Origin of the sequence: Actinoallomurus sp. CA-150999, assembly GCF_050942425.1 — a bacterium.
In the GTDB taxonomy this organism is placed as follows: Bacteria; Actinomycetota; Actinomycetes; order Streptosporangiales; family Streptosporangiaceae; genus Actinoallomurus.
The window spans coordinates 6,764,098-6,776,646 of the sequence record NZ_CP192063.1 but is presented as its reverse complement, the minus strand read 5'-3'; the positions used below and the strand labels follow the sequence as shown (position 1 = coordinate 6,776,646).

General features: G+C 68.6%; 6 protein-coding genes. 2 read left to right on the top strand and 4 right to left on the bottom strand.

What is annotated here, in order from left to right; translation table 11 throughout:
• Positions 1-106: 106 nt before the first annotated feature.
• Positions 107-3,187: a glycosyl hydrolase family 28-related protein gene (locus tag ACQP2O_RS31350; RefSeq protein WP_433171311.1), complete on the top strand. Its 3,081-nt coding sequence runs from the start codon at positions 107-109 to the stop codon at positions 3,185-3,187.
• A gap of 426 nt (positions 3,188-3,613) precedes the next feature.
• On the opposite strand, the gene ACQP2O_RS31345 is transcribed toward ACQP2O_RS31350, so the two are convergent.
• The 3 genes from ACQP2O_RS31345 to ACQP2O_RS31335 form a co-directional block, all read right to left on the bottom strand.
• Positions 3,614-4,795 carry a hypothetical protein gene (locus ACQP2O_RS31345; RefSeq protein WP_433171309.1) on the bottom strand — a complete coding sequence of 394 codons (1,182 nt, stop codon included), beginning with the start codon at positions 4,793-4,795 and terminating at the stop codon, positions 3,614-3,616.
• A 327-nt stretch (positions 4,796-5,122) separates the two neighbouring features.
• Positions 5,123-6,895, bottom strand: a complete 1,773-nt coding sequence (locus ACQP2O_RS31340) for a tannase/feruloyl esterase family alpha/beta hydrolase (RefSeq protein ID WP_433171307.1) — start codon at positions 6,893-6,895, stop codon at positions 5,123-5,125.
• A 314-nt stretch (positions 6,896-7,209) separates the two neighbouring features.
• The gene (locus ACQP2O_RS31335; protein WP_433171305.1) at positions 7,210-7,896 is read right to left on the bottom strand and encodes an NADPH-dependent F420 reductase; all 687 of its coding nucleotides are present in this window, start codon (positions 7,894-7,896) and stop codon (positions 7,210-7,212) included.
• A gap of 513 nt (positions 7,897-8,409) precedes the next feature.
• Between ACQP2O_RS31335 and ACQP2O_RS31330 the strand changes: the two genes are divergently transcribed.
• A complete protein-coding gene (locus ACQP2O_RS31330) occupies positions 8,410-8,619 on the top strand; it encodes a TOBE domain-containing protein (RefSeq protein ID WP_433171302.1) in 210 nt (69 codons plus the stop codon).
• Positions 8,620-8,865: 246 nt separating this feature from the next.
• Here the strand turns inward: ACQP2O_RS31330 and ACQP2O_RS31325 are convergent, their stop codons facing one another.
• The gene (locus ACQP2O_RS31325) at positions 8,866-12,291 is read right to left on the bottom strand and encodes a GH92 family glycosyl hydrolase (protein WP_433171300.1); all 3,426 of its coding nucleotides are present in this window, start codon (positions 12,289-12,291) and stop codon (positions 8,866-8,868) included.
• Between the last annotated feature and the right edge of the window lie 258 nt (positions 12,292-12,549).

The following is a 12,549-nucleotide window of genomic DNA, read 5'->3' as shown; positions in this document are numbered from 1 at the left end:
TCGCGGCAACACGTGGTCTGCCGGCCGAACCCGGAACTACATTCTCGGGTGTGCGGCGCCTCTGGGGTCGTAGCGCTGGTGAGATCAAATGGAGAGGCCGCGCAACATGACGAACGCCCCTCGCTCGACCTTCCTGGGAGCCGTTCTGACGGCCCTCGTCCTCACCATCACGTCGCCGGCCGTCGCCAGCAGTGGCCCACCGCGACCGGCGACTGCGTCGGCAGGGGGCGCGCAGACCAACCTCGACGGTGTCCCGGGCGCCGTGGCGATCGTCCCGTCGCCACGGGGTATCCACGTCCTCGCGATCTCGCCCAGCACGATCACCCTGACCTCCGGCGACACCTTCCTTTACTCGGTGGACACGCCTGAGGGGCAGGGTCGCACGACCCTCGAGGTCAAGACCGTGGCCGAGCTGCTGGATGAGGTCACAGCCCGGGACGGCTCCCCGCAGACCTACACGGTCGAGGACGCACAGGGCGCCGCGAAGCAGACGACCGACACCATTGTCGCGGGCGACGTGCTCGTCGTGACCTCCGGCAAGAAGTCGAACCGGTACACGATCAAAATCGTCAAGGGCGCCGTGCGCGGCACCCTCGCCCTGCCGGACGACACGATCACGGCGCATACGCCGTCCGATGTGGTCGTCGACTTCACGTCCGGTATGCGCAGCCCAGCCACGGTGGTTCGGGTCACGGTGCCCCCGGGGATCCACGCGACCAAGGACAGCACGACGGTCAACGTCATCGGCCGGGGTGAGGTCACCCTGGCCGGGCTCGCGACCCAGTCGGTCGGCCGGGTGGGCGCGGGGTACCGGTTCCCGCGGGTGGGCGCCGCGGCCATCCAGAACCTCCCCGACGGGAGCCAGGTCATCACCTTCCGCGGGCTGGACCTCAGGCCGTCCAACGGCGTCGACCTGCAGCTCCGCTTCAAGAACGTGTCGGTCAGCCAGGGCAGCTACGCGTTCGGTGCGTCCTACCGGACCTCCGAGCCCGAGGAGCTGACCAGCCCGGTCGCCTCCGCGACGCTCACGGCGGTCAAGACGGTCAGTGACCTTCGCCGGGTGCTGGACAAGAGCCTGACCTATCACGAGACGCCGGGCACGTACACCACGGCGAGGCTGCGGTGGACGAGGCCGCAGCGCGCGGTGTCCGTCCGGCTGCTGGAGTCCATGGACAGAGGCGCCACCTGGACGCCGAGCAGCGTCCGCGTCGACACCGACAGCTCCGAGGCGGTCGTCCCCGGCCTCACGCCGGACACTGAGTACCGGTTCAGGCTGGACATCAAGGGGGGCGCGAACCACGGTCAGTCGAACGTCGCCACGATGTACACGGGCATGCTCGACGCGAAGCAGATGGGCGCGAAGGGCGACGGGGTCGCCGACGACACGGATGCGATCAACCGGGCCATCACGCACCTCAACGAGATCGGCGGCGGGACTCTGCTGTTCCGGGGCGGCACCTTCAAGGTCCGGACGGTCCACCTGCTCAGCAACGTCTACCTCTACGTCGGCAAGGACGCGGCGATCTCGGCGATCAAGGGGGCGGACGCGCCCGAGACGGCGTACTTCTCCGACAAGGCATACCGGTCGGGCACCTCGGCGACCGACACCGGGCCCTACCGCGATCCCGAGAACTACATGACCAAGCAGGACGTCGGCCACACCTACTTCCACAACAGCATGTTCTTCGGGGAGCGGGTCGACAACGTCAAGATCATCGGGAACGGCCGGATCACCGGCGACGGCAACGTCGTGACCAGCGACGGCGTCATGAACAACGCCCCGGACCTTCGGGCCGACAAGATGCTGACGCTGAAGCTCAGCACGAACGTCGAGTTCGGTGGCATCGACAACGGTCTGGACCTCTGGTACGACGAGAGCGACTCGCCCACCACTGACGAGCCGTACTACGTCAAGAGCCTGTCGGCGAACGGCACCACGGCGTCGAAGCAGACCGACATCAGCAACATGCTGAAGGTGGACAACGGAGGCCACTTCGTCCTGCTGTCCACCGGCACGGACCACAGCAACATCCACGACGTCTACTACGACAAGGGGAAGGGCGGTCAGGCCCGGGACGTCTTCGACTTCATGGAGAGCAGCTACGTCAACGTCAAGAACATCTATGCCAAGGGGACGTCCGATGACATCGTGAAGCCGGGCAGCGACTCCTCCCTCGGGTTCACCAGACCGGCAACGGACTACTACGTCCGCAACATCATCGGCGACACGAACTGCAACCTCTTCCAGATCGGGAGCGAGACCGCCGACGACATCAAGAACGCCTACGTCGACAACATCTATGTGCTGGCAGGCAACAAGGCCGGCTTCTCGATCTCCACGAACGACGGCGGGACGGTCGAGAACGTAAACCTCAACTCGGGGCGGACCGGCCCGGTCCACCACCAGTCGCAGATGCGCCGGACGCGGGCACCGTTCTTCGTCTCGATCTCGAACCGCGGTCGGGTGATCGGTGGACAGGCGCAGCGGACGAAGTTCATGGAGAACGGCGTTCAGCGAGATGAGCTGCTCAGCACCAACGTCAACATCGGCCATGTCCGCAATGTGCACATCAAGGACGTGAACATCGAGCAGGTCTACGGCGGCAGCCAGTACAGCGACCCGTCCAAGCGCTGGGTCCCGTATACCAACCAGGACAAGGCGACTCCGATCATCGCCGGGTACAAGGTCGGGGACGGTGGGCCGACGCTTCCGGACGGCCGCTCGGTCGGCTACGTCGAGAACGTCTCGTTCGAGGACGTGGGCCTGCTGGTCAAGGGCGGCAACCCGTACGAGGACTCGCAGATCAGCCCGCCGGAGCTCGGGGTGGGCAAGTACAACGTCGCCGACTTCGGGGTGCAGCCTTCATACGGCTTCTGGGCCAGGCATGTCCAGGGTCTGACGTTCAAGAACGTCACCACGAATTTCGAGAGCAACGACGACCGGTATGCGTTCGTGCTGGACGACGTCAAGGACGCCGATCTCGACGGGGTGACCATGGTGCGTGGGGCGAACAACCCCAGCGTGGTCCAGCTGAAGGACTCGGCCAACGTGAGCATTCACGGCTCGGCGTTCTACGACCGGGTCTGGGGCAACAAGCTGACGCCCCTCCAGGACCTTTCGAATGTGACGGTGTCGGGCGAGTCGGCCTACCCTGCGCTTGCCGAAAATGTCATCCGGCCAGGTTAGAGCGTCGGCGGCCGGTACGGACCCAGAAGGGCGTGTGCGGTGTCACAATGCGGCCGCGTCGCGCTTGCCTGCCAGGCCATCGAACCCGCCGCTGGAGAAGCAGGCGATGCCGAATTCCTCGCCGATCCGTACCAGTTGGGGAATCATGCTGGCTGTTACCCCGCCAGTACGTTGGAGCCTCCCGCGCAATGAGAACGCCCGGGGGGAGAGCCTCGGGCGTTTGTCGAGTTGGCCCTGTCGAGTACGCAACAACCGCAGAGTTCCTTGGCCCTCCGTGGTCTCTGTAGTCCCAGGGCCTGGAGTTGCGTACGCGCGGGATCTAGAACGTGCGGCCGGTGCTGTTCGAGGCGATGATCACGCTGGTGTGCCCCCCGGAGGGAACGGGGACACCCTGCCCCGCTGCAGCAGCAGGCTGCCGATCATCCACTACCAGCGGGCAAAATCGTTCTTCACACTGGACACCTTCATGTCCCCGTAGCTCCTCGTCCCGTCCTCATGCATATGTATCACGCATACCTCTGCGCCATCTGACATGGCGATCCATCGATTCTCCTTTCCTCCAGAGAAGGATTGGTTCTGAAATATACCCACCTCGGCGAACACACAGCCGTTTTTTGGGGTGTCGAGGTACGTGCCACTGGATACCTGTATGCCAGCTCCAGGAAAGCTGATCCATCCGTCGTTGGTGCTTTTTCCCTGGACCCGTCCGGCGTTCACCCTGTCGGCGAGAAGGATTCCCTGGCCGCCAGGGGCGTTGGAGACAACCTCCACCCCCGAGGTGGTGAAGAGCAGCGCTCCGGCGTTCGGCCTCCCCCCGTGGATCTTGGCGGCAGTCACCTGGCCGGCTTCCACCTTGTCGGCGTGGACCGCTCCCCAGGCGCCGGAGTTGGCGGAGACATGCACCCCGTCGGTGGTGAAGGTGAGGCCCCCGGTGTTCGCCGTCCCCTGGACCCGGGAGGCGTGGATGCCGCTCTCGAAGGTGGGGTTGCGCAGTTGGACGGTGGTGGTGAGGAAGTGTTGCCGCCCGGTGTTGGGGTCGGTGGCGATGAGGGTGTAGGTGGTGTCGCGTTTCGGGCCGGTTCCGGGGTCGGGTTTCCACTCGCCCTTGGTGGTGACGCCGGGTGCCGGGTTGCCGTCCGACGACCTGATCTTGTAGTCCAGGTCGCCGGGTCCGTCCCAGCGCAGGACGATTTTGTCTCCGTCGTCCACCATGGCCTTGTCGGGGTGGAAGTTACTGGGCGCCGGGGCTTGCTTGGCGGTCTTCACCAGCGGCACCGCCGCGACGGCGGTGCTCGGGCTCGCGTTCTGTGTTCTGCTGGCGGCCTCTGTCACCCTCAGCACGGCCAGCCCGGCGGCTGCGGCGACCGGAACGTCCTCCAGTTTCAGCACCAGGTAGTCACCGGGGGCGAAAGGGATTCTGTGGCCGGCCGGGTCGGTGACCTGGAAGGACCCGGTAGTGACCTGGGGCTGGACCTTCAGCTTCCGCACGCGCGACTGGTCGTGGTAGTTGCCTGTGGCCTTGATCTTGGTGATGTCCGGCGTGAGGTGGTCGGCGCCGTCGTCCGCGCGACGCGGCCCGGGCAGGGTGAGACCGAGCCGGTTGTTCATGTCCAGCTCGAACCGGCCGTCAGGACGCCGGGCCCGCGGCCGCCGTGGATGAACTTCTCAGGTCTCCGGCCGCCCGCCGCGTAGGGATGCCCAGGTCGACCCGCCAGGTGACCTTCGCCAACCGATTCGTCTGGTCGCGCTTGGTGGCGAGGAACCTCAGCGTCAGGTCGATCCCTTCGATCTCGCCCGGAAGTCGGTGACGCTCCTGGGCGCGGTCGTGGGGGCGCTGCTTTGCTGTAGTACGGCACGGTGGAGCGCGGCGGGGCGGTGACGCGGACCAAGTGGCCCTGGTCGCGGTTCGGGGGGAGGACGCCAAGCCGCCCAAGCTCAGCTCGGCCGTCGCGCCGGGGTGCAGGACCAGCGGCCGTCGTGCCAGCCGCAGGTCTGCTCGTAGCCGGAGCGGAATGACCCGAGCCAGGGGATGTCGTCCTCGTAGCGCGTGGGTGGCGGTGTCGGAGCGAAGTTCGCCGCGTCGTCGATGCTGCCGCTCCCGTCGTAGCGTGCGACGGTCGGATAGGGGTAGACCGGCCGGGTCCGTACGACGGTGTCGTCCTGGCGCTTTGTGGCGACGAGCCGGTCGGGTGCGACGCCGTTCTCGACCCAGGCGAGGGTGGGGGTGAGCGCGTCGATCGCGTCCGGTCCCTGACCGTCACCGCAGTGGGCGACGCCCGGCAGCATGAACAGGCGGGCGAACCGCTGCGTGGCGTCCGTCCCACCCATGCGCTCGGTGAGGGCGTGGTAGTAGGCGATCGTTCCGTACGGCGAGATCGCCTGGTCTGCCCAGCCGTGCCAGAGGAGGAGCTTCCCGCCCGCGGCGCGGAAGGCCGTCAGGTCGGGGTCGCTCGCGTCGTAGACGCCGGCCCGCTGGTAGATCTCGCGGAACGTCGCCGAGTCATAGTGCAGGTCGTGCAGTGTCGCCGACGGCCGGGCGGACGGGTAGGCGAGGTACTTCAGCGCGTTCGTCGCGTTGCCCTCGGCCACGGCCGGGTCGCCGGTGGCGGTCGGGGTGACCCAGCGGGCCCAGTTCGCTTCCGAGCCCACGGGCTCACCCCCCGGGTACATCCGCCGGCCCCGCTCGTCGCGTGGCCCGTCGTACAACTTGCGCACGGCACCGATCTGCGCGTCGGTGAGGCAGCCCGCGCTGTCGGTTCCCGTCGCGCAGCGCAGGCTCCGCGGATCGAACGCGCAGGCACGCGGGTCGTCGATCTGGCCGTCGGCCAGGCCGTCCCGTGCGTCGCACTCGCGCATGACGGCGGCGTGCAGCGAGGGAAGCTTGGCGGCGGTCAGGATGGGCCGGCCCCGCGCGTCGGTGTTGGCCGTGGCGTGCCAGCCCGCGGACCACACGATGAGCGACGTGAGCAACGACGCCGGGGCGCCGGCGACGATGCCGTCGAAGTCACGCGGGTAGCGCTGCGCCTCGGTCATCCCCTCGTGGCCGCCCTGCGAGCAGCCGTCGAAGTAGGAATAGCGCGGGCCTTGTCCGTAGTAGAGCGCGATGAGCCGCTTGGCGACGAGCGCGACGACGTGGTCGGACCGGTAGCCGAAGTCGACCCGGAGCTGCGGGTCGGCGCCGAACGTGCCGTCGAAGCCGGAGACGCCGACGTGCCCCTCGTTGTCGGTGGCTACGACGAAGTCGCCGCGGGTCAGCGGCACGCACCCGTCCGTCGCGTCGGCGTAGATGTCGACGCTCCCGCAGAACGCCCCGCACCCGGTCTGCAGATACCGCTGCCGCCACGTCTTGGTGGGGAGGAGCACGTCGAACTGGATCTGCGGCGCCGCGGTTCCCTTGACTTCGCAGGCCGCCCAGCCGTCCGGTGAGGTCGTCGCGGTCGCGGACCCGATGACCGCCGGAGCGCCGGGCGTCCCCGACAGGTCCTGCCCGGCGAGGGCCGCGCAGTCGCTCCTCGGCAGCACCACGGGAGGGCCGGAGGATGAACCACGCGCCTCGGCGGGCACTCCGGCCACGGCCGTACGGGGCGCGGCCTGGCCACCGCCGGCCATCACGAGGACGGCGAGGACGGCGAGGACGACCGGTAGCGCCCGGACTCCGGCGGTGCGGCCGGCGCGTCCCGGCGTCCGGCCCCGTACACGAGCACGCATGCGTGTCCTCCCCGTTTCGCGGCGTACGCGTGATCGCGGGATCTCGGCGACGCCTGCGACCTCACGACAGGAGCACCCGGAAGCTAAATGTGCCGCGAGCACGTGTCAATACCGACTGCTCGCGAACACGGAACGAGGCCGCGTCCGCGGGCGCTGCACGGCGGCTCGAGATACGGGCCGCGGCGCGAGTTGCTGCCGCAGCGGCCGGCGGGGTCGCAGGGGCGCCGGCCCTCCCGTCCGGATGGCCAGGAGGGGCCGGTCGTGGCGTGTGGGGCCCGCGGTCGGCGCCGCCTGGGACGCCGAGTGGAGGGCTGCTACTTGCGGACGATCGCGACGTTGAAGTCGTACGTTCCCAGCGCGGCCGAGACCGAGAAGAGCAGCGCCGAGTACATTTCCGTCGCGCGGGTGCCGCGGATGCCGCCAAGATCCAGGATCGCGTCGTCGGGCCAGCCGATCTCGCGCAGCAGGCTCTTGACGGTCTCCTTGGCCTCGGCGTCCTCGCCCGCGACGAAGACGTTGTGATGACCGGGGATGCGGCCCGGGTCGACCATGACGTCGGCGAGCATGGTGTTCAGCGACTTGACAACACGCGCCTCGGGAAAGGCCCGCTGGATCTGCTCGCCCAGGCTGTCGGTGTTCACCACCGACAGCAGCGGCGGCATCCCTTCCGAAATGTCGAGGGGAAGCGCGGCGTCCAAAAGCACCTTCCCGGCGAGGTTTGCGGCGCCGGTCGCCTCGATGGCGGCCAGAGAAGCCGCGCCCTGGGTGGCGTTGACGACGACCTCGCCGTGCGCACCGGCATCGGCGAACGAAACGAGCGGCATCGCCGGGTGCGTCTGCTGCCACTGGGCGAAAGGCACGTTGCCCAGCCAGTCGGGCTCGGTGCGCGCGAGGGTCTGCTCGACGCCGCGGGTGCCGATCGCCACGTCGTGGCCGAGCGTGCTCAGCCGGTCCGCGACGGCTCGTCCGACCATGCCGGTTCCCAGAACTGCGATCTTCATGATGCTTCCTTCAAATTCGGTGCCTTCGGCCCAATGGCGTGGGGCGGAGCGCGGAAGAAAGAGCCATGCGGGCCCGTGCGCACGGGTCCTGCTGAGCTCTCATCGGTCGGGGAGCTTGGGCACTTCACACACTCGGCGCACGGTGTCGGCCCTGCGCCGTGGCACGCCCCAAATCGGACACCGGAGGTGAGATCGTCGTTCGCTCCTGCCAGTCCCACTGACCATGGAACGGCAGATGGCGTGAACGTGGGAGTCCCCGCTGTGAGGGGTACTGGCAGAGACCCCCAGAACAGCGGACGCCAAGTTCGGTGACGACATGCCCGCCTACGCGGCCGCGGTCGGCGAGGCTGCGATCCGGGCTGGTGGGACTGGAGAACCGAGGTGATCGCCAACTGCGGTGGGGACACCCAGGCCTGCTGGGTGTCCCGCCCCGGGTATGAGGGCGGCGGCCGGTGGGCACATCCTGCAGGGCTTGCCTCTTGTGCGAGCGGTATCGAGGGGAAGGGGGCACCGATGCGGCTGAGTGCACGAAACCAGATTCCGGCCAGGGTCACGGCCGTCACCACGGGGGAGGCCATCGCGAACGTGGAACTGGACGCAAGGGGGGTACGGCTGGTCGCCTCGATCACGGTGGAGGCCGCCCGCGAGCTTGGACTCGCCGAGGGCAGCGAGGTCACCGCGGTGATCAAGGCCTCCGACGTGGTCGTCGCCGTGGACGGATAGGCCGCGACCATCCGGCGCGCAGCCGAGCTCACCGACTCGCGGACCATCCGGCGAAGGCCCCATTGTTGCGGGGGTGATCAGCGAATACTGCTCGCCGCGTAACCGCAGCTCAGGCTAGGTGAAGTGGGCGCTCCCGGTAGAACCGAGAACGCCCAGGTCAGGACAGGTGCGCCGGCAGGGACTTGACCCCCGAACCAGTGCCCCGCCGCCGCGCGGAGAGGCAGCGGGCACGCTCTCAGCGGGTGGTCAGCTCTGCTTCTGCGTCAGGAGCTGGACGGACGCGTCGCTCGCGTAGAGGCTGACCGGGCCGGTGTCCGCCGTACGGACCTGGAGGTGGGTGTCCGCCGCCGCCGGGACCGCGCCTTGGAGGGTCAGTGTCTGCGGCGTGCCGGTCAGCTGGACGGTCTGGCTGGTCAGGTCCTGCTGGCCGTTCCAGAAGTCCAGGTAGACCGTGCCGGTGCCTTCCAGGGTGACCGAAGCCTGATAGCTCTGGCCCGCGGGCAGCTGGGACTCCGGATCGACCCAGATCCAGGTGTTGGGCGCCGCGTTCGTCTCGGTCCAGTGCACCGCGCTCTTCCCCTCCGGTGTGGTGGCGGCGTCGACGGTTCCGGGTACCGAGCCCACGCCGTTCTGCACCGGTCCGTGCCAGGCCAGTTGCCCGGTGGGCGCACTGCCGAGCAGGTTGGGCCCGGTCGGGGTGAGAATGATCGGCTTGCGTCCCGGCGGGAACTTCAGCGGTCCGGCCGGATAGGACGGCGGTGCGTCGGCGGCCGTGGCCGCCCACGACGTGTCGGCGGTGGGCGTGAGGGTGAACGCGAGTTCGGTGGCGGCCGGTCGGTGCGATGGGGCGTCGGTCCCGGTGAGCAGCGACGCGGACAGCCAGGCCGGCGCCCAGCGCTTACCGTTGACGGACACGTTGTGCACGTAGGTGGTCGTCGAGGCGCCCGGCGCGGTCAGCTTCAGCCGGTGGCCGCCGGGCAGGTCGAACTCGGCCCGGGAGAAGATCGGCGCGCCCAGCGCGAGCACCGGTGTGCCCGGGGTCGCCGGGTACATGCCGAGACTGGACCAGATGTACCAGGAGCTCATGGCGCCGAGGTCGTCGTTGCCGGGCTCACCACCGGGGCTGTCCGAGTAGACCGAGGTGAGCAGGCGGTGCACGATCTCCTCACTCTTGTACGGCGCGCCGACGTAGCCGTACACCCATGGAGTGAGAAAGGCGGGCTCGTTGCCGGCCCATTCGTACGGCAGGTTGGGACCGGCGTTGAGCTGCTGGAAATAGGTGTCCAGGCGCTGGATTGCGGCCGCGTTGCCGCCCATCGCGGCGGTCAGGCCGTGGATGTCCTGGGGAATCGCCCAAGTGTACTGGGCGGCGTTGCCCTCCTGGAAACCGGACTGCCCGAAACCGCCCATCCCGTCCGTGGTCGGGTCGAACTTCGGGAACTGCCCGTCGCCGTCACGCGGCTGGATGTAGCCGGTGGCGGTGTTGAAGATGTTGGTCCAGTTCTGCGACCGCTGCAGGAACGTCCTGTACGTCGAGTTCTCCCCGAGCGCCTTGGCGAGCTGCGCGATGCCGAAGTCGGCGGTGGCGTATTCGATGGTCTCCGAGGCCCCGTTGTTCTCGGGGGACAGAGAGCTCTTCGTCGTGTTCGGGACGTATCCGAGTGACTCGTAGGAGGAGAGCTGGGGCCGCTCGACGTACCAGCCCTGGCCCATCTTGGCGGGTGAGGACGGCACCTTCGTGGCGCCCTTGACCATGGCGGCCAGCGCGGCCTTGGCATCGAAGTCCCGGGCGCCCATCGCGTACGCCTCGGCCAGCATCGCGTCGGCGGCGTCACCGTTCATGACGTCGGTGTAGTCGTTCGCGAATCCCCACTTGGGCAGCCAGCCGCCCTGCGCCTGGTCATTGAGTAGTGAGGTCATCATCTGGCTCGTCTGCTCGGGAGCGATGACGGCGAGCAGGGGGATCTCGGAGCGGTAGATGTCCCAACCGGAGAAGTTCGCGTACTGCGCCGTGCTGCGGGCGGTCCGGTGGACCTTGTCGTCGAAGCCGAGGTAGTCCCCGTTGGCGTCGGAGAAGACGCTCGGCTCGAGCAGCGTGTGGTAGAGCGCGGTGTAGAACTCCTTGCGCTGGGCGGCGGTGCCGCCGCCGATGCGGATGCGGGAGAGCAGGCCGTTCCACTCCGCAAAGGTCCGCTTGGCGACCGCGGGAACGCTCCAGCCGGGATTCTCGGTGGCCAGGTTCGCGGCGGCGTCGCGCTCGCTCACGTACGAGAGCGCGACCTTCATCGTCACCTGCCGGCGCGTCGTGGTGTCGAAGCTGACCCAGGCACCCGACTGCAGCCCCTCGGTGCCCGCCACCTGGGTGCGCGACTGCGCGCCCTTCGCCTCGACTCCGCGTGGGGCGACCGGGGTCCTGTTGCCGGGCCCGGCCGGCCTGCCGTCGCGCCCGGCGGGCACTCGCGGGAGACCGGTGCCGTGCGCGCTCATCTTCGCGCTGCCGGGTGCCTTCACGATGGTCTCCTGGCGGATCGACGCCGCCGAGGCCAGCAGGTCGACCGGGCCGGCGCCCGCGGTGCGCACCTGGAACTGCGGCCTGCCGATGGAACCGGTCGGGATCGCGGCGTCCACGGTCAGGGTGACCGGGGTGGAGGTGAGGTTGACGGCCTTTCCGCCGACGTCCTGGCGGCCGTTGTAGAAGTTGAGGTAGACGTCGCCACTGCCCTGCAGGGTGACGCTGGCCTGGTAGGTGTCGCCCTGGGCCAGAGCCGGGGGCGTGGTCTCGATCCAGGTGTTGGCCAGGGCGTTGCTCTGCTTCCAGGCGACCGCGCTGCTCCCGTCGGGCGTCTTCGCGGGGGTGATGCTCGCTGCGGTTCCGCCGCTCGCCACCTCGTGGTAGCTCCACGACAGGTCGCCGGTGGGCTGGGTGAAGACGTTCGCTCCGGTGGGCGCGGTGTGCCACGTGCCGTACGAGGAGAACGGGCGGGAGAATTTGGCGACGAAGTGCACGGGATATGTGCCCGGCGAACCGCAGAACTGCCCGGCTGTCTCCGTGCCGGTCACCTCGTCGTCGCCCACCACCTGAACGCTCGCCGACTGGTTGCCGGATTGCGCGGCACCCATCTTGAACAGCATGTTCGCCGCGGTGCTGCTGGGATAGGTGAACCGCCCGATGCCGGTACGGGTCGTGGCGGCCAGTTCGGCCCGCACCGCTGTGGGCTTACCCGGGTTGAGTCCGACGGCGTACGAGCCCGGCTCGGCGTGCTCGTCACTGTGCTGGAACGCCGCGGTCGAGTTCGCCGGGTTGTCGTCCAGTGCGCCCACGGTCGGCAGGATCGGGAAGTCACCGAACGCGCCGCAGCCCGGGCCGGACATGTGGGTGAGGCTGAAGCCGGTGGTGGCGGAGTCGTCGTAGTTGTAGCCACCGCCGTCGGGCCGCGAGGGGGTGTCAGGGCTGAAGGAGACCATGCCGAACGGCGCGGTCGCTCCCGGATAGGTGTCCACCTGTCCGACCGTGGCACCGCCGGATCCCGTACCGATCAGGGGATCGACCAGCGACGCGGGTTTGCTCACGAGCGCGTCTCCGGCTGAGCCGTCCGGTGGGGAGAGGGGCAGGGCCCCGGCCGCCGCGCCGCTACCGGCCGCGAGCGTCCCCGCGGTGGCGACGACGGCCACGAGGGCACGCAACCGGCTTCGCGAAGGGTCATGACGAGAGGGCATAGGGGGGTACCTCTCCCTTATGACAACGTTGTCTGTCCAGGAGGGTTGTACGCCTCAAGCCGCCGTCTTACAAGACTTGCGTCGATCCCAGATCGCGCCCCTTGAACCGCCTCACTAGGGCGGAAGGTGGGATATATGAGGCATAACGGCAGGCCACAGAACCCGCCCGGTCGGGCAGGGCGCATCCCCATCAGACCACCTGAGTCGAATCAG